Annotated in this window: 24 protein-coding genes; 17 read left to right on the top strand and 7 right to left on the bottom strand. The window is 67.0% G+C overall.

What is annotated here, in order from left to right; all coding sequences use genetic code 11:
- The first annotated feature begins 5 nt into the window (after positions 1-5).
- Complete coding sequence (locus ACE37B_RS19930; RefSeq protein ID WP_409925088.1) at positions 6-1,073, top strand: TIGR03619 family F420-dependent LLM class oxidoreductase; 1,068 nt, start codon at positions 6-8, stop codon at positions 1,071-1,073.
- Positions 1,074-1,082: 9 nt separating this feature from the next.
- Positions 1,083-2,024 (top strand): succinylglutamate desuccinylase/aspartoacylase family protein, encoded by a 942-nt coding sequence (locus ACE37B_RS19925; protein WP_409925087.1) that lies wholly within the window; start codon positions 1,083-1,085, stop codon positions 2,022-2,024.
- A gap of 41 nt (positions 2,025-2,065) precedes the next feature.
- Here the strand turns inward: ACE37B_RS19925 and ACE37B_RS19920 are convergent, their stop codons facing one another.
- Positions 2,066-3,514 carry an aldehyde dehydrogenase family protein gene (locus ACE37B_RS19920; protein WP_409925086.1) on the bottom strand — a complete coding sequence of 483 codons (1,449 nt, stop codon included), beginning with the start codon at positions 3,512-3,514 and terminating at the stop codon, positions 2,066-2,068.
- Positions 3,515-3,616: 102 nt separating this feature from the next.
- Between ACE37B_RS19920 and ACE37B_RS19915 the strand changes: the two genes are divergently transcribed.
- From ACE37B_RS19915 to ACE37B_RS19900, 4 genes are read left to right on the top strand one after another with little or no spacing between them, the layout of a single operon-like run.
- Positions 3,617-4,738, top strand: a complete 1,122-nt coding sequence (locus ACE37B_RS19915) for a Gfo/Idh/MocA family protein (RefSeq protein WP_409925085.1) — start codon at positions 3,617-3,619, stop codon at positions 4,736-4,738.
- Positions 4,739-4,748: 10 nt separating this feature from the next.
- Positions 4,749-6,014 (top strand): acyl-CoA dehydrogenase family protein, encoded by a 1,266-nt coding sequence (locus ACE37B_RS19910; RefSeq protein WP_409925084.1) that lies wholly within the window; start codon positions 4,749-4,751, stop codon positions 6,012-6,014.
- On the top strand, positions 5,995-7,062 hold the full coding sequence (locus tag ACE37B_RS19905; protein ID WP_409925251.1) for an acyl-CoA dehydrogenase family protein: 1,068 nt from the start codon (positions 5,995-5,997) through the stop codon (positions 7,060-7,062). The genes ACE37B_RS19910 and ACE37B_RS19905 overlap by 20 nt, the downstream gene beginning before the upstream one ends.
- The gene (locus tag ACE37B_RS19900; protein ID WP_409925083.1) at positions 7,059-7,808 is read left to right on the top strand and encodes a VOC family protein; all 750 of its coding nucleotides are present in this window, start codon (positions 7,059-7,061) and stop codon (positions 7,806-7,808) included. Before ACE37B_RS19905 ends, ACE37B_RS19900 begins: the two co-directional genes overlap by 4 nt.
- Before the next feature lie 151 nt (positions 7,809-7,959).
- On the opposite strand, the gene ACE37B_RS19895 is transcribed toward ACE37B_RS19900, so the two are convergent.
- Positions 7,960-8,136 (bottom strand): hypothetical protein, encoded by a 177-nt coding sequence (locus ACE37B_RS19895; RefSeq protein WP_409925082.1) that lies wholly within the window; start codon positions 8,134-8,136, stop codon positions 7,960-7,962.
- Between the two features lie 104 nt (positions 8,137-8,240).
- Positions 8,241-9,692 carry an amidase gene (locus ACE37B_RS19890; RefSeq protein WP_409925081.1) on the bottom strand — a complete coding sequence of 484 codons (1,452 nt, stop codon included), beginning with the start codon at positions 9,690-9,692 and terminating at the stop codon, positions 8,241-8,243.
- A gap of 135 nt (positions 9,693-9,827) precedes the next feature.
- On the opposite strand from ACE37B_RS19890, the gene ACE37B_RS19885 reads away from it, so the two are divergent.
- The 6 genes from ACE37B_RS19885 to ACE37B_RS19860 all read left to right on the top strand — a co-directional run bounded on the left by ACE37B_RS19885 (position 9,828) and on the right by ACE37B_RS19860 (position 16,456).
- Positions 9,828-11,096: a cytochrome P450 gene (locus ACE37B_RS19885; RefSeq protein WP_409925080.1), complete on the top strand. Its 1,269-nt coding sequence runs from the start codon at positions 9,828-9,830 to the stop codon at positions 11,094-11,096.
- Entirely contained in the window at positions 11,093-13,066 is a 1,974-nt protein-coding gene (locus tag ACE37B_RS19880; protein ID WP_409925079.1) for a flavin-containing monooxygenase, read from the top strand. The genes ACE37B_RS19885 and ACE37B_RS19880 overlap by 4 nt, the downstream gene beginning before the upstream one ends.
- 33 nt (positions 13,067-13,099) lie before the next feature.
- Positions 13,100-13,807, top strand: coding sequence for a nitroreductase family protein (locus tag ACE37B_RS19875; RefSeq protein ID WP_409925078.1), 708 nt, complete (start codon positions 13,100-13,102; stop codon positions 13,805-13,807).
- Positions 13,804-14,487 carry a hypothetical protein gene (locus tag ACE37B_RS19870; RefSeq protein ID WP_409925077.1) on the top strand — a complete coding sequence of 228 codons (684 nt, stop codon included), beginning with the start codon at positions 13,804-13,806 and terminating at the stop codon, positions 14,485-14,487. The genes ACE37B_RS19875 and ACE37B_RS19870 overlap by 4 nt, the downstream gene beginning before the upstream one ends.
- Before the next feature lie 128 nt (positions 14,488-14,615).
- The gene (locus ACE37B_RS19865; RefSeq protein ID WP_409925076.1) at positions 14,616-15,392 is read left to right on the top strand and encodes a diacylglycerol kinase family protein; all 777 of its coding nucleotides are present in this window, start codon (positions 14,616-14,618) and stop codon (positions 15,390-15,392) included.
- A gap of 773 nt (positions 15,393-16,165) precedes the next feature.
- The gene (locus tag ACE37B_RS19860) at positions 16,166-16,456 is read left to right on the top strand and encodes a DUF2380 domain-containing protein (RefSeq protein WP_409925250.1); all 291 of its coding nucleotides are present in this window, start codon (positions 16,166-16,168) and stop codon (positions 16,454-16,456) included.
- 93 nt (positions 16,457-16,549) lie between these two features.
- Here ACE37B_RS19860 and ACE37B_RS19855 read toward each other — a convergent pair whose 3' ends face one another.
- The gene (locus ACE37B_RS19855) at positions 16,550-16,765 is read right to left on the bottom strand and encodes a hypothetical protein (RefSeq protein ID WP_409925075.1); all 216 of its coding nucleotides are present in this window, start codon (positions 16,763-16,765) and stop codon (positions 16,550-16,552) included.
- 167 nt (positions 16,766-16,932) lie between these two features.
- On the opposite strand from ACE37B_RS19855, the gene ACE37B_RS19850 reads away from it, so the two are divergent.
- The 3 genes from ACE37B_RS19850 to ACE37B_RS19840 all read left to right on the top strand — a co-directional run bounded on the left by ACE37B_RS19850 (position 16,933) and on the right by ACE37B_RS19840 (position 19,806).
- Entirely contained in the window at positions 16,933-18,006 is a 1,074-nt protein-coding gene (locus ACE37B_RS19850) for an AIR synthase-related protein (protein ID WP_409925249.1), read from the top strand.
- Between the two features lie 4 nt (positions 18,007-18,010).
- Complete coding sequence (locus tag ACE37B_RS19845; RefSeq protein ID WP_409925074.1) at positions 18,011-18,958, top strand: alpha/beta fold hydrolase; 948 nt, start codon at positions 18,011-18,013, stop codon at positions 18,956-18,958.
- A gap of 92 nt (positions 18,959-19,050) precedes the next feature.
- Positions 19,051-19,806 (top strand): SDR family NAD(P)-dependent oxidoreductase, encoded by a 756-nt coding sequence (locus ACE37B_RS19840; protein WP_409925248.1) that lies wholly within the window; start codon positions 19,051-19,053, stop codon positions 19,804-19,806.
- 104 nt (positions 19,807-19,910) lie between these two features.
- Here the strand turns inward: ACE37B_RS19840 and ACE37B_RS19835 are convergent, their stop codons facing one another.
- The 3 genes from ACE37B_RS19835 to ACE37B_RS19825 all read right to left on the bottom strand — a co-directional run bounded on the left by ACE37B_RS19835 (position 19,911) and on the right by ACE37B_RS19825 (position 24,081).
- Complete coding sequence (locus ACE37B_RS19835) at positions 19,911-21,863, bottom strand: serine protease (RefSeq protein ID WP_409925073.1); 1,953 nt, start codon at positions 21,861-21,863, stop codon at positions 19,911-19,913.
- A gap of 126 nt (positions 21,864-21,989) precedes the next feature.
- Positions 21,990-22,988, bottom strand: a complete 999-nt coding sequence (locus ACE37B_RS19830) for a hypothetical protein (RefSeq protein WP_409925072.1) — start codon at positions 22,986-22,988, stop codon at positions 21,990-21,992.
- Between the two features lie 97 nt (positions 22,989-23,085).
- Positions 23,086-24,081 carry a serine/threonine-protein kinase gene (locus ACE37B_RS19825; protein ID WP_409925071.1) on the bottom strand — a complete coding sequence of 332 codons (996 nt, stop codon included), beginning with the start codon at positions 24,079-24,081 and terminating at the stop codon, positions 23,086-23,088.
- 175 nt (positions 24,082-24,256) lie between these two features.
- On the opposite strand from ACE37B_RS19825, the gene ACE37B_RS19820 reads away from it, so the two are divergent.
- On the top strand, positions 24,257-25,780 hold the full coding sequence (locus ACE37B_RS19820) for a hypothetical protein (protein ID WP_409925070.1): 1,524 nt from the start codon (positions 24,257-24,259) through the stop codon (positions 25,778-25,780).
- 19 nt (positions 25,781-25,799) lie between these two features.
- Complete coding sequence (locus ACE37B_RS19815) at positions 25,800-26,273, top strand: hypothetical protein (protein ID WP_409925069.1); 474 nt, start codon at positions 25,800-25,802, stop codon at positions 26,271-26,273.
- Positions 26,274-26,309: the final 36 nt, after the last annotated feature.

Raw genomic sequence — 26,309 nt, 5'->3', positions numbered from 1 at the left:
TGGTGTTGCTTGCCGCAATCCGGAATCTGAACTACGCTCGCCCCGAGAAGGAGGTCATCGAGATGTCCGAAGGTCACCTGCCCTGGATGGACGACGTCGAGCCCGAGGGCCGTTGGCGCTCCTCGTCGCGCCCGATCGACATGCGCATCGGATACAGCGAGGTCTACTCCGGTGAAGTCGGCCGTCGATCCGACTTCGTACGCGAGACCACGCGGTTCCTCGACGCCAACGGCTTCGACTCGGTCTGGCTCCCCGAGCACGTGGTGCTCTTCGACGAGTACACCTCGGAGTACCCTTACGGGACACCGGGCAGACAGGCGGTGACGCGAACTCGTCCCGAAGCGGGCAACGAAGGCGTCCGCGGTTTCATGGACGGTGTGGTACTGGCCGCGATGATCGCACAACACAGCGAGAGGATGCGGGTCGGGACCTACATCGTCATCCTCGGCCAGCGCAACCCGGTCGTGTTCGCGCGCCAGGTGGCGACCCTCGATCAGGTCACCGACGGCCGCGTCAATCTCGGTGTTGGTGTCGGATGGTCACAGCAGGAGTACGAGAGCCTCGGCGTGCCCTTCGAACGCAGAGGTGCACGCGTCGACGAGTACATCGACGCGATGCGAGCGCTCTGGGTCGACGATCCGTCGGAGTTCCACGGCGAGTTCGCCGACTTCGGACCGCTGCGCGCCCACCCCAAACCCCTTCAGCAGCCGCATCCCCCGATCCTGGTGGGTGGACAGTCGCGCCGCGGTATCCGACGGGCGGCGGAGAAGGGGGACGGGCTCATCCTCTACAACCTCGAGATCCGCGACATCGAGATCTGCCTCGACGAACTCGATCGATGTCTCGACGGCACCGAACGGTCGCTCGCCGACATGAACGTCGTCGTGGGCCGACGCAACGAGGGGCGGGACGAGGAGTCGTGGGACGCCGATCGACAGTTCATCGAGGAGTGCCGGTCGATGGGCGTGATCTCCGAGGTCGTGTGTTCGCCCCGCTTCCCTGCAGGCGACGCGTGGTTCGCCTACATGGAACAGTACGTCGACGCGTTGGGTCTCGCTGGCGCGGACCGATAGGCCGGTGTGATGGCGGCGGGGCGGACCGAGCACTGGATCCATGTCGGACGACGGGTCGACGGCACCGCCTGGAGGATCCGCGTCGTCGAGCATCGCGGTGACCGCCCGGGTGACCGGACGGTGGTGTTCGGTGGATCACTCGGCGACAAGCCGCTCGGCAGCCTTGCGGTCCAGGAACTCGACCGCCGGATCGGCGCGCACGACGGGCTCGTCGGTGAGGTCGTCCTGGTTCCCGCAGCGAACCCACTCGCACTCGAGCATGCGACGCGAGAGAACCCCGACGGCAAGGTGCTGACCCGCCAGTTCCCGGGCGATCGGAAAGGCTTCGCGACCGACCAGCTCGCGGCGACACTGCTCGACGAGGTCGTCGACGGTGCCCGTTGCGTCGTCGACCTTCACTCGGGATCGCCGACGATGTCACTGGCCTACACCTACGACTACGGTGACCGTGCGCTCGCAGCATCGTTCGGCTACCTGCCGGTCGTGTCGGGCCACACCGCTCCTGGCCAGCTCGGGTTGCTCGCCGACGAATTGGGCTTCGGGTTCCTGTTGCCCGAGTTCGGCGGAGGACCCTTGGGGTCGACATCGATCGGGGTGGAGGGTGTCCTTAACGTGTTGCGGTACCGCGGTCAGCTACCGGGTGGCCCGACCGGCCCCTCCACCGTACCGCTGATCGAACAGAAGCAGCTGTTCCGTGCCTCCACACACGGGGTACTGGTCGATCGCAATACCGCCGTCGACGCCGTCGGCCAATCGGTCGCACCCGGCGAGCTGTGTGCGATCCTCGATGTCGCAACCGGTGAGCCACTCGAGTCGTTCCACAGCGGCGGCGAGAGCGACGACCAGGACGTGGTGTTGCTGATGGCTCGGACGACGCCGATCATGGTGCGCCCAGGCGACTTCGTCGCCATGGTCGGTCCGGTCGTGGGGCGCCTCCCGGTCGGACGCTGATCGACGTCCTGCAGCGACGACGCCCGTCGAGTCGAGACTCGTCAGCTCGGGTTGAGGACGCGCGTGGTGAGGAACTCCTCGATCCCGAATCGGCCGAGCTCGTATCCGATGCCGGACCGCTTCAGCCCGCCGTATGGTGCCTCTGGGTTGAACGTCCCCCCGTTAATCGAGACCGAACCGGTGTCGAGGCGGCGGGCGATCTCCATCGCCCGGTCGGCGTCGGATCCCCACACGGCACCGGCGAGCCCGTAGTCGACTGCATTGGCAACCCGGACGGCCTCGTCGTCGTCGTCGACCACGATGATGCTCAGGACCGGACCGAAGATCTCTTCCTGTGCGATCGGGCTCGCCGGATCGACGTCGCCGAAGACCGTCGGCTTCACGAAGTAGCCGTGGTCGGGACCGGGAGGTGCGTCGGCGCCGCCCGTGACCAGCGTCGCGCCCGACCGAACCCCGGCCCAGATGTAGCCGCGCACACGGTCGAGTTGGTTAGCGCTGATGATCGGCCCGAGCGTCGTGGCTGGGTCGAGTGGATCACCGAGCACGTAGGCGTCCGCTAGTTCGGCGGCGAGCGATGTCGCTTCGCCCGCGAACGACCGCTTGACGATAAGCCGGGTCAGGGACGTGCACGTCTGGCCGCTGTTGCGCATGCAGCTCGCAACCGTCGACTCAACGGCGGCCTCGAGCACCCCATCGTCGAGAACGAGGCTCGCTGACTTGCCGCCGAGCTCGAGACAAACACGGGTGATGTTGGTCGCTGCTGCCGCCATCACGTGTGCACCTGTCGCCGTCGACCCGGTGAACGAGACGGCCCCGATGCGACGGTCGGCCGCAAGTGGGGAGCCGGCTTGGAGGCCGTCACCGCTGACGAGGTTGAACACCCCTGGTGGCAAGCCGGCTTCGACGGTGAGGTCGGCGAATCCGAACGCGCACAGCGGGGCGACCTCGCTCGGCTTCGCTATCACGGTGCAGCCGGCGGCGAGTGCCGCAGTTGACTTGATGACGATCTGCGACAGCGGATAGTTCCACGGTGTGATGACTCCGACCACACCGACCGGCCGTCGAACGAGCGTGCTGTGCGCCAACTGCTCGTCCCATGGCATGGTCCGCGCCAGCGCCGCGGCACTCTCGAGTACGGCGACCGGCAACCCGCTCGTCGCCGCACGCGCGACGGTGAGCGGGATGCCAACCTCGCGGGCCCAGCAGGTCGCGAAGTCTTCGACGCGCGCGCTCAGTGCGCCGCGGACCGCATCGAGATGATCGGCGCGCTCTGGACCGGACATGGCAGACCACGACGGCATCGCAGCGGTCGCAGCGGCGAGTGCGTCGTCGACGTCGTCGGCCGTACTTGCGGGCACGAGGCCGATCGGCCGCTCGTGATACGGGTCTTCGACGTCGATGTATCTCCGGTTGGCGGGGGGCTGCCACTGACCACCTATCAGATTCTGCCGCCGGTCTGTCTCGATTTTGATCGTCGAGGTCGACGTCACCAGGCCCCCTTCTCGGCCCGCGGGCCTTCTTGCAAAATATGAGATCGACTGCCACTATATGACTGTCAAATCATTCGCAGCAAGACACCCCGGGGGTTCCTCATGTCACAACCCAAGCTCGCAGTCGTCGGAGGTCGCACATGGGGTCACATGCATCTCCGAGCCCTGTCCCAGTTCGCCCGGGACGGGCACGGTGAACTGGCGGCTCTGGTCGATCTCGACACCGACATTCTCGAACAGCGTGCGGTCGAGTTCGGGATGGCCACCTATTCCGACCTGGAGGCGATGCTCGACGAGGTCCAACCCGACGGCGTCACGATCGCGACCCCGGACCACCTCCACCGCGACATCGCAGTGACGTGCTTGGAGCGCGGGATCCACGTACTGGTGGAAAAGCCGATGGATGTCACCGTCGACGGATGTCGGCAGATGATCCGCTCCGCCGACGACAACGGGTGTCTCCTCCAGGTCGACTTCATGAAGCGCAAGGACCCGTACCACGTCGATCTCGAGCAGCGGATCCGCAACGGTCAGCTCGGCGATGTGCAGTACGGGTATTCGTGGATGGAGGACCGGATCGAGGTACCGCGCGATTGGTTGCCGGCGTGGGTCTCCTCGAGCGATCCGGCCTGGTTCCTGGGTGTCCACGTGTTCGACCTCATCCGCTGGTTGGTCCGCAGTGACGTGACGGCCGTCTCGGCGTCGGCGAGTACGGGCAAACTGGTGTCGATTGGCATCGACACCTACGACGCCGTTCAAGTGAAGCTGGTCTTTGACTCCGGCGCGTCGTTCGCCGTCGACGTCGCCTGGCACCTTCCCGACGCCAACGAGGCCGTGGTCAACCAAGGCGTCAAGGTCGTCGGGAAAGAAGGCTGGATGATCGTCGACTCCCAGGACCGTGGAGCACGCGGTTGCCTCTCGGGGCCGGTGGGGGCCGCGGTCGGTACCGAGTCACGCAGCGATGGGGCATCGATGTTCACGCCCAACCTCGGCTTGTTCCTCCAGCGCACCGACCTGTGGAACAATCCGGTCTACGCCGGGTACGGCATCGAGTCGATCCAGGACTTCGCGTTCAACGTCTCGTTCCTCACCAACGGCGGCGCGATCGATGAACTCGGCTCATACCCGTCGGGCCGGGACGGGTTGGAGGCGACCAAGATTACAACGGCGGTGCACGACAGCATCGAGCAGGGTGGCGCCCTCGTGCACCTCGAGCGGGACTGAAGGTCGCGTCATGGTTGCGAGGCCGGACACCGTCACGACATCCGTCGGGATGACGTTGCGGGAGGACGACGCCCATCAGCGGTTTCGATCGAAGGCGAGGGCGTGGTTGGCGTCCAACCTCCCGAGCGGCGAACTCCCGCCGGCGCACACTCGAGAGGGGTTTGAGCTGCGGCGCGACTGGGAGCGACGCTTGTTCGAGGCTGGGTGGGCCGCCGTGCATTGGCCCTCGGAGTATGGCGGTCGTGACGCAACCGTGCGCGAGTCGGCGATCTTCACCGAGGAATACCTCCGCGCTGGCGCCCCCGAGCGGATCAACGGGCTGGGGCTGAATCTGCTCGGCCCTGCCTTGCTCGAGTTCGGGACGTTGGCACAGTGTCGCCGCTGGCTCCCGTCGATCCTGCGTTGCGACGACATCTGGTGTCAAGGATTCAGCGAACCCGACGCTGGCAGCGACCTGGCCGGTCTCCGTTCGGTCGCCCGCCGGGACGGCGATGAGTTCGTGGTCGACGGCCAGAAGATCTGGACCTCGCTGGCGGGCTTTGGTGACTGGATCTTCGCCCTCGTGCGTACCGACCCGTTAGCACCCAAGCACCGCGGTATCACGATGCTGGCGATCGATCTGCGGAGCGAGGGGGTCGACATCCGTCCACTGCGGCAGCTCGATGGTGACCCGTCGTTCGCCGAGGTCTTCTTCAGCGGCGTTCGGGTGCCGACCGACCAGGTGATCGGCGACGTCGCCGACGGCTGGCGGGTCGCAATGCACGCGCTCGGCTTGGAGCGGGGGTCGTCGTTCGGTGCTCACGTGGGCTGTTCGCGTGATGTCGATGCGCTTGTGCGACTCCGCGAGATCGTTGCCGAGCACCTCGCCGACGATCTCGCCGACGGCGATCTCGACGATCGGATCGCGCGAGTCCTCGTGCGGTCCGAGGCGTACCGGGCGATGTCACGACGGATGCTGACGCGTGACGAACTCGGCATCGCCCATCCTGCCGAAGCGAGCGCGGCCAAGCTGTTCCGCACCGAACTGCGACACGAGACTTTCGATCTCGGCATCGAGCTGTTGGGTGAGCTGGGTGAGCTGTCGCCGGGCTCCGATGAGCTGTCGAGCCGATTCGGAGCGGAGTTCGACGCGATCTGGCGACACTGGCACCACGAGTACTGGTACGCGCGCGCCGCCAAGATCTTCGCCGGCACCAGTGAGGTCCAGCGCAACATCATCGCCGAGCGGTGGCTCGGCCTTCCGAAGGAGGGCCGTGATGTGGCTCGAGCCGGGTGATGAGCAGCAGGCGCTCGTCGATGCCGTTCGCTCGGTGCTCGACGATGTCGCAACACCCGCGTCGGTCCGTGCCCGCGCCGACGGCGGTTCGTTCGACCGCGCCGCATGGACGACGTTGGGCGAGCTCGGCGTCTTCGGTATCGGCGTCGCCGAAGCTGACGGCGGGCTCGGGCTGGGTATGGTCGAGCTCGCGCTCGTCCTCGAGTCGGTGGGCCGGAGCGCACTCTCTGCGCCGGTGCTGGAGACCGCCGTCGTCGTCGCTCCGTTGCTCGCGGCGACGTCCGACGATCGACGGGGGCTCCTCGACGGTGTGGTCGGAGGTGACCTCGTCGCCACGGCGACGCTCTCATCGGGCAGCACGCTGGCGACCGATGCTCAGGACGCCGACATGATCGCCACCCTCGGACCGACGGTTCGGCTCGACCGTCCGTCCAGATTCCGCGTTCGGCCACAACAGAGCATGGCCAGCGGGCGCGGCGTCTGCGTCGTCGAGCCCTCGACCGAAGCGCAGGAGGTCGTGGGCCCGACCGCCGACGATCTGTTGCCGCGGATCCTCGTTGCCAACTCAGCGCTGCTGTTGGGGAACGCCGCGGCGCTGGTCGAGCGCACCCTCGACTATGTGGCCGAGCGTCGACAGTTCGATCGACCGATCGCCTCGTTCCAGGCGGTGAAGCACCGGCTCGCCGATGCGCACGTCGAACTCGAGGCCTCTCGGGCAGCGGTGTGGGCGGCGGCGGTCGACCTCGACGAGGGACCCGCAACGCAAGCCCGCGCGGCTGCCCACACCGCCGCGGCGATCGTCGGTGAGGCGGCTGAGTTCGCCAACGATATGGCGCTCCAACTCCACGGTGGGATCGGTTACACCTGGGAGTACGACCTTCAGCTGTGGTTGAAGCAGGGCATCGTCCTCGGTCGCCGACTGGGTCGACCGGCACGGCACCGACGCCGGGCCCTGGAGCTCAGGGTCGCATCGATCGCCGGGAGTACCGGAACCGCCACCGCAGTGGGTTCGCGCCCATCTGCCGACACAACGGAGGTCACGCCATGAGCATCGCACGCTTCGACCACATCGCCTACGGCGTCGAGCACCCGACGGCGACGTTCACCACACTGCGCAGCCGGCTCGGTCTGGAGTGGGTGCAATGGGACACCAACGTCGGATTCGCCGCGCTCCAGGCGGAGTTTCCGAGCGGATTCAAGATCGAGGTGATCCACCCCTTCGAAGCGGAGCGCAACCCTTTCATGCGCCGGTTCCTCGACCGGCACGGCAACGCTCCCCACCACCTCACGTTCCGGCTCCAGGGCATCGAGAGCTACCTGGAGCGTCTCGGCTCGATCGGTGTGGAACCTGTCGCCGTGCGCCTTGACACCCCGGCGTGGAGGGAGGCCTTCGTGCACAGTCGCGGAGGGATCGGTGTGCTGCTCCAACTCGCCGAATCGGACAACGACCTGAACACTGAGGCGCCGCCCGAGTGGCCCGACGCCGCCCCCGAGACCGCTCGGTTCGTCCGTCTCGAGCACGACGTCGAGCACCTCGGTCGCGCGTGCGAGATCCTGGCCGCCATCGACGGCACACCCCAGGATCCATCGAGTGACGACCTCGGCGACTTCATCGACGTGGTCTGGCCGGGCGAGCGGACGCTCCGGCTCCGCCCGTCGTCCGAGCAGCCCGACGGACGACACCGGTGTCTCGTCGTCGATCGGCTCGCCGGGGTCGACACTGGCCGCCCCGCAGATCCGTTTGCCGACCCTGAGTTGGGTGCGACGATCTGCGTCGAAGCGGCGGACGCCTAAACCGTTCGCTCGACGGGCGCCGATCGCGCTCGTTCGTGGGGAGCCGGTGGGCTGCCGCTCGCCCGACTCGAGCTGTGCGGTGAGTGGAACAGCGAGCCGTTGGGGCCGTAGCTGACCCCGGACTGGCGTCCTACGGCTCGGCAACTCGCGGTCAGCGCAGCCACGCAAGCACCATCGCGCGCTCGACGGCCCGGACGAGCGAAATGGTGGTGCAGCCGTGAGCCCGGTCATCGGTCACCTCGCCCTCGTCGGCCGTGGCCCGCTCGCCGTCGAGTGCAGGCGGTGGCGCGTGATGGCATGTGCAGCACGCGCCCGCCGGGGAACTCATCGGTGCCGAACTGACCAGTCGTTGCGTCGCCGTCCGGCGATGCTCGTGGCCAGGTTGTGGAGGTCAACGGTCCGCTGTGGTGGCGAGCGGCCACCGTTCGGCGTTCAGCCGGCGTCGCCGAGTAGCGGGGCCTCATCGGGCCGACGGTGCGCCCAGGGGCGAGCGGTCTCAAGCTGGCCAGCCAGACGGAACAGCGTGGCCTCATCGCCGTACCGTGCGGCGAACTGGCTCCCAACGGGCAACCCGTCGGCCGTCCAGTGGAGCGGCACCGACATCGCTGGCTGACCGCTGGCGTTGAATACTGCGGTGAACGGGATGTACGACCACACGCGGCGCAGGTATTCGTCGAGGTCGTCGCTGTTCATATCGAGGTAGCCGAGCGGCGGCGGCGGGTGAGCCACCGTCGGCCGCAGGATCACGTCGTAGTCCTCCATGAACGCTCCGATCTGGCGGCCGGCGAGGTGGATCGTCTCCACCGCCCGAACATAGTCGGCTGCCGACACCGCCTGCCCGACCTCGACCCGCTTCCGGATGACGACCTCGAGCTCATCGCTAGAGGGTTCTCGTCCGAGCACCTCGGACCGCTTGGCGACGGCGTTGGCGTAGTTGACTGCGATGATCTTCACAACCGCCTGGGATACCTCGGCGAGGTCGTAGTCGGGGCCGACCTCAACGACGTCGTGTCCCAGCTCCGCGCACAGCGCCACGGTCGAGTCGAATGCCGCCTGCGCCTCGCTGTGGACGTCGAGACCGTCGGGCCGTTGCATCGAGGCGGCAATGCGGAGCCTGCCCGGGTCCCGGCCGACCTCGTCAAGGAACGGTCGCTCTGGCGCAGGGCACGCATAAGGGTCACCCGTGGCGGGTCCGGACGTCACGTCGAGCAAGGCGGCGCTGTCGCGTATCGTGCGGGTCACGGCGTGTTCGGCACTCATGCCCACCCATTGCTCGCCGAGGACCGGGCCTGACGAATTGCGACCGCGCGAGGGCTTCAGCCCGAACAGGCCGCAGCACGACGCCGGGATTCGGATCGAGCCTCCGCCGTCCGACGCATGCGCGGCTGGGACCATCCCGGCTGCGACTGCAGCGCTTGCGCCGCCGCTCGAGCCGCCCGATGAATGGCCGAGGTTCCACGGATTTCGCGACGGCCCGAACAGGCGGGGTTCGGTTGTCGGCGATCCGCCCAGTTCGGGCGTGTTGGTCTTGCCGAAAATGACCAAGCCGGCTGACCGCAAGCGCGACACCACCACAGTATCGACCTCGGGCACAAAGTTGCGCCAGAAGGCGCTGCCGTAGGTGGTCGGAACGCCTGCGAACCAGGTCGTCAGATCCTTGAGTAGGTACGGCACGCCGGCGAGCGGCGACGTCGACGTGTCGACGGTCGCGAGCTGTGCCCGCGCCTCTTCCTCCATCAGCCTGACGACTGCGTTGACCGTCGGGTTGACGGCCCGAAGCCGATCGAGGGCTGCGTCAAGCAACTCCTCCGGGGTCACGTCTCCGGCGTCGACGAGCTCGCCCAGACCGACGGCATCGTGAGCGATGTAGTCGTCGCACTTCACGGTGGTGTTCCTCCTGGTGTCGTGCAGGGAACGGCGGTCGTCCCTGAGCTTGCGATATACGTCACGGTACCCCTGCCGACTGGTGTCGTCCAGAGATATTTCCGACATATGGAATTGGATCCGAAAATATGGAATGTGTCGCAGAATCCTGGTACGATCGTCAGCGAGGTGATGGTGTTGCGGTCGTTCGATCCCAGCTCGGTGGCGTTTCTCACCGATCCGTATCCGGTGTACGAGTATCTCCGGCAGCACGATCCGTTCGCGGAGGTCGAGATCGCCGGCGTGTCGATCAGCCTCGTCGCCCGCTACGACGACGTACGGCGGGTGCTCAAGGATCCGCAGGCGATGCAGCGTCCGCTTCACGGCGACGTACCCGAGATCCTCGGTGACGGACCGGCAGCCCGGATGTTCATCAGCAGTATGTCGCAGGCCGATCCGCCGCAGCACGCCCGACAGCGCCGCCTGTCGGCGGCCGCTTTCAGCCCGCGTGCTGTCGCTGCACTCCAGGGCCGGATCGACGCCATCGTCGCTGGCGCAGTGAATGATCTGGTGCGCCGAGAGCGGTTCGACGCGGTCCACGACTTCGCGCTGAAGATCCCGATGCGGGTGATCTGCGAGATCATGGGGATCCCAGAGGACGACTGGCCGGAGCTGATCGGCTGGACGCCCGACGCGCTGCGTGTGTTCATGCCGGAGGGCAGTACCTCGGATGAGCTCGATCGGTGCCACCGCGCATCGCAGTTCTTCTTCGACTACATCTCGGCGATGATCGAGGATCGTCGCCGGTCCCCGCGCGACGACCTCACGACGAGACTCGTTGAAGCCAACGACGAGGCCGAGAACATCTCCCACGACGAGATGTGCGCGATGATCCGCGGCCTTATCACCGCCGGGTTCGAGACCACGACGAATACGATCGCTGCTGGGTTCCTCGCCTTCGCCAAGTTTCCCGACCAGCTCGAACTGCTGCGGAGTGAACCCCAAGTCGTCGAAAGTGCCGTTGAGGAGCTGTTGCGCTGGGAGGGACCGGTACAGGCGCAGCCACGCTGCATGCACACCGAGATCGAGTTCGCCGACGGCGAGCGGTTCGAGGCGGGCCGCAAGTTCTGGCTTCTCCTGGGTTCGGCGAATCGCGACCGCAGCCAATTCGACAACCCCGACGTGGTGCGCATCGACCGCAACGAAGGCGACCATTTTTCGTTCGGCGGGGGGCGACACATCTGCCTCGGCGCGGGCCTGGCGCGCTCGGAGATCCGCAGCGCCTTGCGCCACATCGGGCGCGCCTTCTCCGCGATCGAACTCGACGGGCCGATCCAGCGCCGGGATCACTTCCAGTTCCGCGGTCTTGCGCATCTTCCGGTGAGCGTTACGTGGGCTCCGGAGCCGGTGGGGAGCGGAACGTGAACGCCACCCAGCTCGACCCGGATCAGATCGACCGGGCGCTGGAAGACGCCGACATCCCGATCCTACTGATGGTGCTCGTCCATCTGACCGGCGACATGCGGTGGATCGCCGAACCTTACCGTCCACTGCGCGACGTACGGCTGTTCCCCGACGAGTCCGGCGGACTCTCCCCCGAGATTCGACGCGAGGTCCGCTCGGCGGCTGCTGCCGAACTCCACAAGCTCGTCGAGGGAGCGACCGTGTTCGAGCCGTCGACCGACGAGTACGCCTCGATGATGAGCGCATGTGTCGGCGAGGCGGTGCCGCCCGAGTACGTGGGCTTGTTCCTCGAGGAGATGGGGTTCGTGCCCTCGACGCCGGACAAGACTCTCGACGGCGACCCCCCACCCGGGCCGCCACGGGACGTCTTGATTATCGGCGCCGGCTTCTCCGGGTTGGCAGCGGCGATTCGCCTGCAGGCGAGCGGGTTCGAGTTCACGATCGTCGAACGGAACTCGAGCGTCGGCGGCGTCTGGGTCGACAACACGTACCCCGATGCTGGCGTCGACACGCCCAATCACTTCTACTCGTTCTCGTTCCGCCCGAATCTGGCCTGGTCGTCGTACTTCTCGAAGCAGCCCGAGGTCCTGTCGTACATCGCAGACTGCGCCGAGCACTACGGCATTCTCGAGCGGATTGAGTTCGACACCGAGGTGCTCGAGACCCGTTGGGTCGAGAGCGACCAGCAGTGGGATACCACCCTGCGACGATCCGACGGGCGGCACGACCGCATCCGCTCCGATGTCGTGATCGCTGCGACGGGTCACTTGAGCCAGCCTCAGATCCCCGACATCGAGGGGCTCGACGACTTCACCGGACCGGTGTTCCACACGTCGCAGTGGCGCCACGAAGTCGACCTCTCGTCGAAACGCGTCGCCATGGTCGGTGTCGGAGCGAGTGCGATCCAAGCCGCCAGGACGGTTGCAGCCGAGGCCGACCACTTCGCGGTCTTTCAGCGCTCACCACAATGGGTTGCTCCCAACCCCGATTATCACCGCAACGTCAGCGACGAGAAACTGTGGCTGCTGGCGAACGTGCCGCGCTACGCCAACTGGTATCGCTTCGTGCGCTTCTGGCGGTACGGCGACAGCCTGCTCCAGTCGCTGTTCAAGGTCGACGGATGGGACCATGCCGATCGTTCGGTCAGCCCGGCCAACGACCGCCACCGTCGTTTCTTCACGGAGTATCTTCTGAGCGAACTCGAGGGGCGCGACGACCTGATCGCCAAGACGCTTCCGACATACCCCCCGTTCGGCAAGCGGATGCTCGTCGACAACGACTGGTTCAAGACACTACGGCTCGATCACGTCGAACTCGTGACCGACCCGATAGAGCGCATCACTCGGACCGGCATCGTGACCGAGGACGGAACCGAGTTCGCCGTCGACGTGATCATCTTGGCGACCGGGTTCTATGCCCGACGGTACGTGTGGCCGGTCGAGGCGATCGGTCGTCGCAACCTACGCGAGATCTGGGACGAAGACGATGCCCGGGCCTATCTCGGTCTCACGATTCCTGACATGCCGAACTTCTTTGTCATGGGTGGGCCGAACACTTCTCTGGCTCACGGTGGTAGCGCTATCTTCCATGCCGAGTGCCAGGCCCGCTACATCGTCAGCCTGCTTGACCAGTTGCGCAGCAACGGCTACGCGGTCGGCGACGTCGACCCAGGGGTGCTTGAGAGCTACATCGCCAAGGTCGACGAGCGGCATCAAGATCTGGTGTGGACCCACCCCGGAATGTCGAACTGGTATCGGAACGCAGATGGGCGCGTCGTAGCCACGACGCCCTGGCGGATGGTCGACTACTGGGCGATGACGCATGAGGCGGCCCTCGGCGACTACCGCCTCGACCGGCCGTCTTCAGCCGGTTCCGATGAAGTGGCCACGGCCCAAGACGACAGCGTTGCGCGAGCGAGCGAGCGCCGGTGAACAGAAGGAGAGGACGTGGATCTACACCACGCAATGAAGACATCGCCGGCCCTGCGTGCGTTCCACGAGGACCCGATCCCGACTGGCGTGCTGGTGCGTGCGGTCGAGGCCGCGCGGTTCGCGCCCAGTGGTGGCAATCTGCAGCCGTGGCGTGTGATCGTCGTCAACGATCCCGCCAAGCGCACAGCGATGCGCGATATCTACTGGCGTCACTGGCAGCCGTACTACGAGCAGAAAATGCAGAGCAAGCCTTCGGCCGAGGGCCTCGTTGCCGTCGAATTGACACCAGAGATGGAGCGGCGGCTGAACGCAGCCAACGAGTTCGCCGATCGCTGGGATCGTGTGCCGCTCATGCTCGCCATCTGTACTGACCTCAACCGTCTCCTGATGACGGACAAGGGGCTTGATCGTCCAACGATCGTGGGCGGCGCATCGACCTACACCTTCGTGCAGAACTTGATGTTGGCACTGCGAGCTGAGGGGCTTACGAGTGTCCTCACGACGCTGACAGTGGCCGATGAGCCTGACGTGCTCAGGATCCTCGGTGTCCCTGACCACTACGCGCTCGCGAGCGTGGTCATGGCGGCGCACTCACCACGCGATCTCGACAACACCAGGTTGACGCGGCTGTCGACCGAGGAGATTCTCTTCGTCGACGACTTCGGCGCTGCGCTCGAGACGAGCGGCGTCGACGAGATCGGCCCGTCCGACCCCGCGCTGTCCGCTGGAGGAGACCGATGAGCTCCCCATTCGAGCAAAATTTCGTCTACGTCGTCCGCTTCAACGTCGACGATGACCGTGCGATCGAGTTCGATGACTGGTACGTGAGACGCCACGGTCCTGACGTCGTTCGCGACGTTCCGGGCTTCGCCGCTGCGAGGTCGTATCGCGTCACGGACGGTCCGCAGAGGATCCTGTCGATCTACGACATCAGCGATCCAGCGATCCTCGTGAGCGACGAGTATACGTTCATGCGCTCCACGGACGCGCAGGGCAACAGCATCCGGGCGACCGCGCTGTCCGACTCCACGCTGTGCATCTACAGCGAGGTGGCGCGGGCGGCAGGGACGGTCAGCAAGGGACGATCGGACGTTCCGCGCTTCACGAGCGCCGACATCTCCACTCTCCGGTTCGACCTGGACAATGTCGATCAGGAACAGGCACTGATCGACTGGTTCGCTTCGCCCGGCCCGGCCTTCGGTGCAGACGCTGCTGCGCTCGGCAGCTACTTGTGCCGGCACGCAGCCGACCACCCGAAGGCTCCGTCCACTGAGCCTCAGTGGATCGTCGTAACCGACTGGCTGACGTCCTCGGGCGCAGGCGACGCACTCGACCTCGTTGACCAGGTGCAGGCTGTCGTCGGAAAGGTCGCCCGGGCGACCCTGGATCACGCCCGGCGTGTCTACGAGTACCAGGGGTGATCCTGAACGAGTGGTTCGCCGCCGCGCGCGAGCCAGAGCTTTGCGGCCGCATATATCGCTGTGCTCGAACACCAGCGCGCTCGGATCGACGACCTGCCGACCTGTGCTAGCCCAGCGGTGAATGCACGATGGGTCCCATCTTCCTCGGTGTCGAAGGTGGCCGCATGGACCGGTACTACGCGGATTGGACGGTCAAGCGGTTGGTGAAGCGCGCCGGGATCGACAAGCGCACCTCGCCGCACAGCCTGCGGCGCTCGTTCATCACCGCTGCCCTCGATGCCGGTGTCCCGTTGTGGGACGTGCAAGAGACCGCATCGAGTGCCGGCCCTCGCAGAACAATGCGCTGCGACCGGGCCCGTCGCAGCCTCGACCGGCATGCCACCTACATCGTGTCGACGTTCATCGCCGGAGCAACCAGACCGTTCCTCGCCGGTGACGGACTCGAAGAACTCCGCGCGGCGCTCGCCGATGCCGACTGCGCAGATCCGCCATGGCGTGAGGTCGCGAAGAGCAAGAAGGCACCGCCAGCGGTGAAGGAACTCGTCGAGCAGTGCGGCGTCGACCGGCTGCTCGTGTGGGGCGGCGACGGCACGGTACGGCGTTGCATCAGCACGCTGCTTCGCAACGGCTACGACGACGTCGCGGTCGGTGTGCTCCCGGCCGGGACGGGCAATCTGCTCGCCCACAATCTGGGGATTCCGATCGACAATGCGACGTCACCAGGTCAGACCCGCCCGGGTGGCTTGGGCGCGCTTGGTCACATTCCGGACGTTGATTTCGCACGGAACAACCTTGCGATTCGACCGATTGGAAGTCGGAGATCAGCCATGTACAGATGTTCGAGGTTCCACCCGGGGTGCGAGTGCAGGTTGGCCCAGTCGGTCCGCAGACCCTCAACGGGGTGACCTACCCGGGCGGCGCGAACCAGGTTGCGATTCTGAACGACGCTGATCGCGCCCGGCTCGTGGCGATCGGTGCCCCACGGGTGATCAAATGAGACGCCAGCTCGTCACCGTTGTTGGCTCGTTGACTCAACTCGTCATGGCCGAAGGGCTACCGGTGCGATTCGACCGACCAGCGCGATCGGTGTCGTTGGCCGGCAACTCGCTTGCGCTGGTTGTGTTCGACTGGGATCCCGGCGAGAAGAACCTGATCGTTCTTGGTCCAGCGGGCGACGAACTAACCCGCCTGGGCACGACGTGTGGATCCGGCTCAGTGGACGAGGTACTCGAGGTCCAAGGCGAACTCAGATTCATTGAGGCGACCCCTCACGGTCTCTACCAAGCCACACTCGATCTCGGCTCCCTAACGCTCGAAAGGGTTGCTGAGCGGCGGTAGCTGGCACGTGTGCGGACGCAAGCTCTTGTGTGCGCTTCCGTCGTCGCTGGCACGGTCGCCATCGTCACCGCCAGCCCGGTTGCTGTTGCCGCTCTCGGCCTCGAACAGAACGGTCGGGGCTCGGCCGGAAGCGCAAACGCTGCGGGTTCAGCGTACGCCCATGGCTATCCGGCCGTTGCAGTGGTGGACGGTGAGCGGGCCGTCGCGGATCACGTCTTCTTGCGGTCCTTCGTCGCCCCCTTCTGCCCCACAAACGCCACCTCGCGCGATTGGTTCGGGTGATCGTTCTGTGGGGGCGATTGGGCCGTCAGAGAATCCGGGGGCGTTGCCTAGTGTGGGAATGACTGATCATCATGTGTTTCCGCAGCAGTTCCGCAGTCGGTTCGGTGATGCTGCAATCAACATCGATGATTTCACGGTGACGATCAATCACAACACGACTCACTTGCGGGATGCGCATGGCAACGGTCTTCCGAATCAGGTGATGCCCGGTGGGTGGAACAAGCGGTGGGCCGAGTTCTTCGATTGGAATCCGAACGCTTCTGCGACGGAGATCTATCAGTTCGGTGGCGGGCTGATGGATGAGTTCGGGCTGAGTGGGTTGCCGATCCATCCGTATGGCAAGCCGTGACGCTCAGCTCGACCTGATTCTTGATTGGCTGGTGAAGCAGTAGAAGCAGATGAAGACGGCGACGACGTCGACGACGTCGACGTCGGCGAGTTCCTAGCCTTCGCCGATCGAGTCGAGTTGGCCGTAGAAGCTCCTTGTCTCGCCGCAGCTGTCGCAGCGCGGGTAGTCGTCGGGTCCGGTGAAGAATGGTTCGCCGCCGATTCGATGGCGGGTGCCGACGTCGGGGTCTGCGTACGGGAAGCAGCGGAGTTCGGCGGCTTCGTCGGTGAGCGGTTCTGCTCGGAGTGGGAACGCAGGGATCTGTTTCATGATGCGTTGTTCCAGCGGCGGGTGTCGTGGCGCAGGAGGATGGCTCCGATGAGGCGTATTCGGACGGGGTGAGGTGATCGAGGCCTGCTTGGTGGCGTTGGCGGGTGGAGAAGCCCTCGATGAACTCGAAGAGGTAGGCGTGGCAGGCGGCTCGGGTCCCGAAGTAGATCGAGCCTCGGATCCATTCGATCTCGACTTTCAGCCGCGCCCAGAACGTCTGGATCGCGGCGTTGTCGAACGCGTCGCCGGTCGAGCCGAACGACAGGATCATGTCAGGGTTGGCGGCGACGAACGCGAAGCCCAGCGACGTGTGGATACCGGATTCAACGCTCGATGCGGTGAACCTCGCTGCACAGCATCCCGACCGTGAGGTGGTGTTCTTCGCGATCGGCTTCGAGACGACCGCTCCCGCCAACGCGATGGCGGTGCATCTGGCCGAGCAGCGCGGCCTCGAGAACTTCTCCGTGCTGGTGAGCCACGTGCTGGTGCCGCGGGCGATCGACGCGATCGTGTCCTCTCCGACGAATCGGGTCGACGGGTTCCTCGCGGCCGGGCACGTGTGTTCCGTCATGGGCACCTGGCAGTACGAGCCGCTCGTGGCACGCTTCGGCATCGTTCCCGAAGGCGTCGACATCCGTCCGTCTCGGGCGACTGCTGGCGACGTCGTCATCGTGAGCGGACCGATCGGCCAGCACGGCGTGGCGAACATGTCGCGACGAGAAGGCCTCGAGTTCGGAACCGAGATGACCAGCGACTCCGCCCCGCTCAACGGCCTGGTTGCAGCGATGCTCGACGCCTTTCGAGACCTTCACGTGCTGCGCGACGCGACTCGCGGCGGGGTGACGGCGTCACTGTGTGAGATCGCGGGAGCCGGCCGTGTCGGGATCGAGTACGAGGAGTCGTTGATTCCGGTGCCGGACGACGTCGCCGCGGCCTGCTCGTTCCTCGGACTGGACGCGATGAGCATCGCGAACGAGGACAAGCTCGTCGCGACCGTGCCGACCGACGCGTTGGACGACGTGCTGGGTGCGATGCACGCGCACCCGCTGGGCACTGACGCGTGCGTGATCGGTCGCGTCGTCGATGACCATCCCGGCGTCGCCACCACCGCGTTCGGCGCGTGTCGCGTGGTCGACGTCCCCCTCGGCGAACAACTGCCCGCATCTGCTGACCCCGCCGCCCCATGCGACAGAGTGGGTCAGACCCACTCTGTCGGTGCGGGTCGTGATCTGGCAGCATGATGCGATGGATCCGCTGACGTATCGGACGATCGCCGTCAACGACGTCGAGTTGCAGGTGTCGGTCTCCAACGAGGGCGGCCCGGCGGGCCTCGCGTTGTTGCTGCACGGGTTCCCCGAGTTGGCGTTCTCGTGGCGGCATCAGATCCCGGCGCTCGTCGCCGCCGGCTACGAGGTGTGGGCGCCGAACCTGCGCGGCTACGGCGAGTCGTCCAAGCCGCGCAAGGTCGCCGATTATTCGATGGATCGTCTCCTCGCCGACATCGCCGCGCTGATCGACGCGTCGGGCCGCGCCGACGTCACGCTGGTCGGTCACGACTGGGGAGCGGCGCAGGCGTGGATGTTCGCCAGCCGTCGGGTGCGACCGATCGAGCGGTTGGTGATCATGAACGTGCCGCATCCGGCGTGTATGCGACGCGAGCTCCGATCGTTCCGCCAGCTCCGCAAGTCCTGGTACATCTTCTTCTTCCAGATTCCCTGGCTCCCCGAGAAGTTGCTGCGGGCACGTCGGGCGCAGGCGGTGGCCGACGCGTTCGAGAAGATGGCCGTCGACACGACCAGGTTCCCCGCCGCCGTCACCGACGTCTACCGAGAGGCGGCGATGCGACCCGGAGCGATGCGCGGGATGATCAACTACTACCGCGCCGCGTTGCGCGGCGCTCGCTCGACGGCACGTGAGGAGTTCGCGGTGATCGAGACGCCGACGCTGATGGTGTGGGGTCTGGAAGACACCGCGCTGTCGAAGGAGACGACCGACGGCACCGACGAGTACGTGGCCGACCTGACCCTGCGGTTCCTCCCCGATGTGTCGCACTGGGTGCAGCAGGAAGCGCCCGAGATCGTCAACGCGATGCTGCTCGCCTGGCTCGCCGGTGACCCGGTTCCGGAGGCCGGTGACGTGATCGCCGACCGTCTTCCCGAGCCAGCCGAGCCAGCCGGGTCACCGCCGACCTGACGTCGGGCTGCACCCCCGTGCCGGGAACGGCCAGTGATCGAGCGCGTGTCGGGATGCGGTTTCCGAGCGACGATCGCGACACGATGGAGCAGATGGCGACCAGCGACATCGGGGACGGTTCGGTGCTGCTCCTTGGAGGCCGCAGCGAGATCGGGCTGGAGGTGGCCCGGGGTCTGGCCCCGGGCCGACGCGTCATCTTGGCGGCTCGACGATCGGGGGACCTGGCGACGGAAACGCAATCGATCCGTGCGGCTGGAGCGACATCGGTGGACGTGGTCGAGTTCGACGCCGACGACACCGAACAGCACACGGCGGTGATCGACGACATCGTCACACGGTACGGACCGGTCGCGGTGGCGGTCCTCGCCTTCGGGATCCTCGGCGATCAGGCCGCCGCCGAGCGCGATCCGGCGCATGCCCTCGCCGTCATCCAGACCGATTTCGTCGCACAGGTCAGCGTGCTCACGGTGTTGGCGAATCGGATGCGGTCGGTCGGGAGTGGCCGGATCGTCGTGTTCTCGTCGGTGGCCGGTGTACGGGTTCGTCGAGCCAACTACGTGTACGGATCGGCGAAGGCCGGCCTCGACGGGTTCGCCAGCGGACTCGGTGACGCCCTGCACGGCACGGGCGTCAGCGTGCTCGTCGTTCGACCCGGGTTCGTGATCGGACGGATGACGGAGGGCATGTCGCCGGCTCCGATGTCGAGCACACCGAGCCAGGTGGCGAGCGCCACCGTCGAAGCGCTGCATCGCGGCCGTTCGTCGGTGTGGGTACCGCGGGCACTGCGACCCGCGTTCTTCGTGGCTCGATTGGTCCCGCGGGCGCTCTGGCGGCGGATGCCGCGCTAGTACGGCTGGTTCGCACGAACCGGTTCGGACGTCACCCGCAGCGCAGGGGTCGGCAGCGCGTGATCGGCAGCGCGTGATCAGCGACGCGGGTCAGCGGAGCGTGATCAGAGGGTGAGCGTGAGGTCGGAGTCGAACAGGCTGTCGGGGTCGGTGAAGACCACCTGACCGTCGCAGTCGACCACCTGTGTCTGATAGCGGCCGGGTGGCAGCACGGTTTCGAATCGCTCGCCGGTGCCGATGGCTGCGGTGTTGCGTGGGATGCCTGCCGACACCGAACCGGCTGGCGCCCACTGCACAGCGCACACCGGTGGGCCGGTGTTGTCGAGGGCGATCACCACGCCGATCGGGTTGTTTCCGACGTAGGTGGAGTGGATGAACACGCCCTCGCCGTCGACGACCCAGATCGCCTCGTAGAGACCGGGAACGAGACCGGCGGGATTGTTGATGCACCCGAAGAACTGACCCGAGGCGCCGCCCTGGTTCGTCCCTTCGGAGACCGAGCCGTCGTCGAGGACACCGTCGATGTTCCACCCGAACACGAACGGCGTGCCCGGCGCGAAGTTCTCGTACTCCCAGGTCAGGCACAACTGGGTCGACCCGTCGGGCACCACGAAGACCTGAGGGTCGGGGAGGCCGTCGGTCGTCTGGAGCGAGAAGCGCGGGTTGATGGCGAACGGCTCGTCGTCGGCCGGGGCCACGGGCGGCGCGGTCTCGGGCGGCTGGGTCGCCGGCGGTGTGGTGGGTGGCGTGGTGGGTGGCGTGGTGGGTGGTGTGGTGGGTGGCGTGGTGGGTGGCGCGGTCGGCGTCGTGTCGGCCGGAGGGGTGACGGGCGTGTCGCGCGCCTCTTCGATCAGCGCGAGCGCGAGGCTGATCGGCCGAACCCCGTTGACGAAGCCGCCGGTCGGCACGCAGGTGTCGTTCTCGTCGATCGTTCCGTCGCGGTTGGTGTCGGCGACGACCCGGCAGTCGGTGATCGAGTCGTTGGTTCCGACGCGGGTGGGGACGCCCACGATCCGACCGGTGTCGTCGGCGGCGAGTCCGCCGCTGTTGCCGCCGGAGATCGCCGTGTCGGTCTTCAGCCAACTGCGCTGTCCGAGCCCTGGCTGTTCGACGAAGCCGGAGATGGTTCCCTCGGTGAACGTGATGGTCTCGCCGCCGACGCCCGGAAATCCGAACACGCGCAGCCGCTCACCGAGCTCGAGCGATTCGGAGTCGCCGATCTCGACCACGGGGAAGTTGGGAACGACTTCTCCTCCGTCGAGGCGGGCGGCGATGCGGATCACGGCGAGATCGAGCCGGGCGTCGGCGACCACGACCTCGGCCGTGAACAACGGGATCGGTGGGAGGTCGGGTCGATCGATCGTCGCGACGATGAGGTCCTCCCACGGGCAGATCTCGGACCGTTCGACGACGTGCTGGTTGGTGAGGATGAGGCCGGACGCGTCGATGATGGTGCCGCTGCCGGTGCACGCGCCGCCGTCGAACGGGGCGATGATCTGCACGACCGACGCAGCGAGTTGCTCCGCCGACAGGTCCATCGGAGCGGCCGGTGTCGTCGTGTTGGTGTCTGGGGCCGATCCGTCGGTGGTCCCGCCTGGCGTGCCCACGGGTTCGTCGCCGTCGGTTCCGACGGGGGTTTCGGCGGGCTCGGTGTTCGCGGAGGCGTCGCCGCCATCACCGTCGCCGTCGTCGCCTCCGAGGATGACGACCAGTCCGACCACCAGCACGAGGACGAGCGCGACCGCTCCGCCGATCAGCATCCACGGCGGCTTCGATGCCGGTTCGCCTGATCCGGCCGGTGCGGGTGCCGCAGCGTCGAACGACGCCGGGGGGACGTCGAACGACGCCGGGGGGACGTCGAACGACGCCGGGGGGATCTGGCCGGCGCCGTAGCCGCCTGCGGCCGACTGGCTCGGCTCGGCCTGTGGGCCGAGGTGGGTGGTGGGAGGCGACGACCACGGCGCCGTTTCCGGGAGCGGGTCGGCGGCGGGGTGCTGGTCGGCCGGGCCGGGAGTTTCGGGGCCATCGGATGGGTCGCGGGGCGGGTCGTTCGACACTCGGCGGACAGTACGGATCGTGCGGTAACAGCCGGGCAACAGTGCCGGACAACAGTCGCTGGTCGGTGTGGTGGTCGGCGGTTCGAAGCCGGATCAGAGCCGGATCAGAGCCGGATCAGAGCCGGATCAGAGTGGGATCGTCATCGGGCCGAGGACGTCGATGCCGTACTCCTCGGTGACGATCGTGCCGTCGCAGGCCGTTGCTTGAATGTCGTAGACGCCGTCGGGCACGCTGACCACGAACGATTCGCCGGGGCGCACCGAGGTGAGGTTGAGGGGAATGCCGAACGACGTCGCAGCCTGCGGCGACACGTTGACGTTGCAGAGTTCGAGGCCGCTGGTGGAGTTGACGAACTCGATGTCGATGGGGATCGACCCCTCGCCGACGTACCACCCGTGCCGGAAGACGACGGTGCCGTCGGCGGTCCATTCGATCTCGTGGAGCCCTGATGGCAGCCCGGCCGCATCGAAGTTGCAGGCGAAGTAGACGCCGGACAGCGAGCCGACGTCGTTGACGCCGTCGAACGCGGTACTGAACTCGCCGTTGATGAACCACTCCATCCGCAGCGGGATGCCGATCGGGACGTCGAAGAAGTCCCAGGTGAGGCAGATGCGTGTTGCTCCGTCGGCGATCGCCACGACCTCGGGAGCGGGTCGGCCGAGGTCGTCGACCTGCAGCGAGAAGCGGGGATTGCGCGCGAAGGCAGGTCCGTCGGGCCCGGGCACGGCAGTGGCTGGTGGGGCGGTGGCGCTGGGCGCGGAGGTGGGTGCCGCCGTTGCCGGCGCCGTGGTGGGCGCCGTGGTGGGCGCCGTGGTGGGCGCCGTGGTGGGCGCTGAGGTGACCACCGGGCCGGTGGTGGGCAACGAGAACGTCGGCACCGTCGACGTCGTGAGTGGGCCGGTGCTCGTGGCGGTGGTCGAGGCGGCGATGGTCGTGGTGCTCGCCGGTGTGTCGGCCCCCGGTGATGCGTCGTCGTCGCCGAGCACCACGACGAACAGGCCGAGGAGGAGCACGGCGACCAGCGAGACCACGCCGGCGATCAGCATCATCGGCGGCCCATGGCCAGCACTGCTCGTGCCGCGGCCCGCGGCTGGCGCCACGTTCGATCCCGGCCCGTCGGTCATGGTGCGAACGTAGAGCAGGCCCGCCAACAACGCACCAACAGCAGCGGCCTCGCTCGCGACCACGCCGGCCGTCAGGTGCCCTGGCGCGCGGGTCCAATCAGAGCTGTGACGCGATGATCAACAGCAGCAGCACGGCCGACACCGCGAGCAGCGCGATCCCGATCGTCCTCGACCGGTCGGGATCCCACGACGAGAACGACGATGACGCAGATGATGCGGCGGCGGGCGCGAAGGCGGGGGCGACGGGTGCGGTGGCTGGCGACCAGTTGGTCACCTTCGGGGCTGCCAACGGTTGGCGTCGAGCCCCGTCGAGCTCACGTCGCAGCTCTGCCACGGTCGGATGGCGATCGGCGGGATCCTTGGCCATGCCGCGCTGGATCGCGTCGGCGACGGCGGGTGGCACGTCGGGGCGTTCGACCCGCGGCACCGGTTCGGTGGCGACGCGGCGCAAGACCGAGAGCGCCCCGGAGTCTTCGCCGTATGGCTGGCGCGCCGTGAGCAGCGCGTAGAGGGTCGAGGAGAGCCCGTACACGTCGGATTGCACCGTTCCCGGTTTGCCGTCGAGGACGACGGGGTCGGCGAACGCCGGAGTCGCGCGGATCGTCGTGGTGCCCATCTCGTCGTCGATCAACGCGGCGATGCCGAAGTCGACGATCTTGGCGCGCCCGAACGACGAGAAGAGGATGTTCTCCGGCTTGAGGTCGAGGTGGAGCACGCGTCCCTGATGCGCGTGGTCGAGTGCCTCGCAGAGCACGTCCGCGATCGAGAGGGCCTCGTCGACCGGCAGTGGGCCGTCGCGGCGGAGCCGGTCGGCGAGCGATCCGCCTTGGAGCATCTCCATCACGAGGTAGGGCCGCCCGTCGGCGAGCGCACCGGAGGTGTGCACCACGGCGATGTGTGGATGCCCCGACAGGGTGCCCATCGCCCGGCGTTCTCGGTCGAAGCGGCGGCGGGCGTCGTCGTTCGGGATGCCTTCGAGGACCTTGATCGCCACGTCTCTGCCGTGCGCGACGTCTTCGGCTCGATACACCGTGCCGAAGCCGCCTCGACCGATCTCGTCGATCACACGGAAGCCGTCGAGTTCGACACTCACCGTTCGATCGTCCTCCGCACGTCGCAGAGGCTAGCCCTTCGCTTGCCGGCGCTCACTTGCTGTCGTCCGTCCGCCACCCGTCTGCGGCCCGTTCGTTGTCGGCGTGGTCGGCGCTGTTGGCGCGCTGTTACCGCGCTCGGCAACGGCCTCGATTTCGCCCACTACGGTTCGCCCGATGCGGGGGATCGATCGACTGGACACCGTCCCGGTGTGGAGCGACCACGACGTCGCGAGCGCCGGCTGGGACGTGGTCGACGTGCCGTTGACGAGTGTCGGTGGCGGTCTCGGCTCGTTCGCGCTCGTCGACACGCTGCGCATCGGTGGCCGGTCGGCCGCCGAGCTCGCGGTGCTCTCCGACCTGACCGTGCCGTCCCAGACCTACGAGCACCTCGCGACCAACAGCCAGATCCCGCGCCACGAGCGCCTGCGGTCCGACTCCGGATCGGTGATCGACAACATCTGGGGCTGGCCGGGGTACGCGCTGCGCGAGGCCGTTGCCGACAAGTCGGTGGCACCGGCATGGCAGGCGATGACCGAACCCGTGCTGACCGAGTACTTCACTCCGAAGGCCGGTCAGGTCTACGAGTCGGTCGCTCGGGAGGCGGTACGGATCGGCTGGGACTCGATGGTGCGACGAGGTGTCGTCCGGACCGTTCGCAAGCGCGCGGAGGGCGGCTACTACGTGCTGCATTCCCCTGACGGCGACGACGCGGTGGGCCCCGATGGCGACCGCCGGCGGGTGGCGTACCGGAGCCATCACGTCCACCTCGCGGTCGGCTACCCGGGCGTCAAGATGCTGCCCGATCTCCAGCGGTACCGCAGCGACCACAACGACTGGTCGCGTGTCGTCAACGCGTACGAACCTCACGACCACGTCTACGAGGAATGCCGTCGGCGTCCGTGCACGGTGGTCGTGCGCGGCGCTGGGATCGTCGGCTCGCGTGTGATGCAGCGGTTGATCGACGATCACGACGGCCACGGTGCGCAGACGACGATCGTGCATCTGTTCCGCAACTACCCCGACGGCTATCAGGGGGATTCGCCGACGTTCCGTCGTCCGGCTCGCCGCGGTTGGGCCTATCAGGCGTTCAACTATCCGAAGGCGGCGTGGGGTGGCCAGTTGCGCGATCGTCTCGACGCGCTCGAGGGTCAGGCCCGCGCCGACCTCATCGACGAGATGGGTGGAACGAACACCGCGCCACGACGTGACTGGCGCGAGCAACTCGAACGCGGCGACCGGGAGGGCTTCTACCGCCAGATCCTCGGCAGTGTCCGTTCGGTCGAGCCCGGTGAATCGGCCTCGAACATCCAGATGACGGTCGCGGAGCCGTCGGGTTCGGAGCTGCGTTTCGACGCCGACTTCATCATCGACGCGACGGGGCTCGAGGCCGACATTGAGCAGCATCGGGTGCTCAACGATCTGCTCGTCCACGGCGGAGCCGGTCGCAATCCGAAGGGCCGCCTCGACGTGGAACGCGACTTCTCGGTGCGTGGCACCGCCAGCGGGACCGGGCGGCTGTACGCATCGGGTTCGATCACGCTCGGCGGCTACTACGCCGGCGTCGATTCGTTCCTCGGCCTCCAGTACGCGGCGCTGCGCATCTCCGACTCGCTGGCCGACCACGGGTTCGGGCGCCGCATCGGGCCCGGCCGTTCGATCTCCCAGTGGTGGCGATGGGCCCGCAATCAACCGATCTGACGCGCTTCGAGGACACGAGATGACACCCACGCTCTTCGGACGCATCCAGACCCGAGTCGTCATGATCTTCGGGCTCGGCTCGTTGTGGACGATCCTGATCGGCCCGTTTCTGCCGCGGCCCGGCGACATGTCGCTGGCTTCGATGTACGGGGCGCTGTTCACCGCGCTCGTGGTGGTCGGCGTGCTCGGCGTCGGATGGGAGTGCGCCTACCACGGCCTCCAGCAGTACCGGTGGGAGAAGGACTGGCCGACGCTGTTCGGGTTGCTCACCGCGATCCCGGAGGGCATCGTGGCCTACATCGTGCTCGACGCCGGACTGCCGTGGGACGTCCGGCCGGGACCGCCCGGCGCCCCCGGGGCGTTCCCGCTCGCGGCGTTCCTCTGGATGTTCACCACGACGTGGCTGCTCGTCTGGGCGACGGTGAACGGCCCGCTTCAGATCGTCTCGTTGCGCTGGCGCTACCGCGGCGGTCGTTTCGACTCGCGCTGGTGAGCGTGCTGGTGATGCCGTGAACGATCGGAAGGTGCG

This window comes from Ilumatobacter sp., assembly GCF_046290335.1.
In the GTDB taxonomy this organism is placed as follows: Bacteria; Actinomycetota; Acidimicrobiia; order Acidimicrobiales; family Ilumatobacteraceae; genus Ilumatobacter_A.
The sequence above is the reverse complement of the archived record's forward strand: the minus strand, read 5'-3'. Positions and strand labels throughout refer to the sequence as shown.

Bases quoted from the DNA above. Each gene is read 5' to 3' on its own strand.
- ACE37B_RS19925 (WP_409925087.1), top strand. From the start codon at position 1,083: ATGGCGGCGGGGCGGACCGAGCACTGGATCCATGTCGGACGACGGGTC.
- ACE37B_RS19915 (WP_409925085.1), top strand. From the start codon at position 3,617: ATGTCACAACCCAAGCTCGCAGTCGTCGGAGGTCGCACATGGGGTCAC.
- ACE37B_RS19910 (WP_409925084.1), top strand. From the start codon at position 4,749: ATGGTTGCGAGGCCGGACACCGTCACGACATCCGTCGGGATGACGTTG.
- ACE37B_RS19905 (WP_409925251.1), top strand. From the start codon at position 5,995: ATGTGGCTCGAGCCGGGTGATGAGCAGCAGGCGCTCGTCGATGCCGTT.
- ACE37B_RS19900 (WP_409925083.1), top strand. From the start codon at position 7,059: ATGAGCATCGCACGCTTCGACCACATCGCCTACGGCGTCGAGCACCCG.
- ACE37B_RS19895 (WP_409925082.1), bottom strand. From the start codon at position 8,136: ATGAGTTCCCCGGCGGGCGCGTGCTGCACATGCCATCACGCGCCACCG.
- ACE37B_RS19875 (WP_409925078.1), top strand. From the start codon at position 13,100: ATGAAGACATCGCCGGCCCTGCGTGCGTTCCACGAGGACCCGATCCCG.
- ACE37B_RS19870 (WP_409925077.1), top strand. From the start codon at position 13,804: ATGAGCTCCCCATTCGAGCAAAATTTCGTCTACGTCGTCCGCTTCAAC.
- ACE37B_RS19865 (WP_409925076.1), top strand. From the start codon at position 14,616: ATGGGTCCCATCTTCCTCGGTGTCGAAGGTGGCCGCATGGACCGGTAC.
- ACE37B_RS19860 (WP_409925250.1), top strand. From the start codon at position 16,166: ATGACTGATCATCATGTGTTTCCGCAGCAGTTCCGCAGTCGGTTCGGT.
- ACE37B_RS19855 (WP_409925075.1), bottom strand. From the start codon at position 16,765: ATGAAACAGATCCCTGCGTTCCCACTCCGAGCAGAACCGCTCACCGAC.
- ACE37B_RS19845 (WP_409925074.1), top strand. From the start codon at position 18,011: ATGGATCCGCTGACGTATCGGACGATCGCCGTCAACGACGTCGAGTTG.
- ACE37B_RS19840 (WP_409925248.1), top strand. From the start codon at position 19,051: ATGGCGACCAGCGACATCGGGGACGGTTCGGTGCTGCTCCTTGGAGGC.
- ACE37B_RS19830 (WP_409925072.1), bottom strand. From the start codon at position 22,988: ATGACCGACGGGCCGGGATCGAACGTGGCGCCAGCCGCGGGCCGCGGC.
- ACE37B_RS19820 (WP_409925070.1), top strand. From the start codon at position 24,257: ATGCGGGGGATCGATCGACTGGACACCGTCCCGGTGTGGAGCGACCAC.
- ACE37B_RS19815 (WP_409925069.1), top strand. From the start codon at position 25,800: ATGACACCCACGCTCTTCGGACGCATCCAGACCCGAGTCGTCATGATC.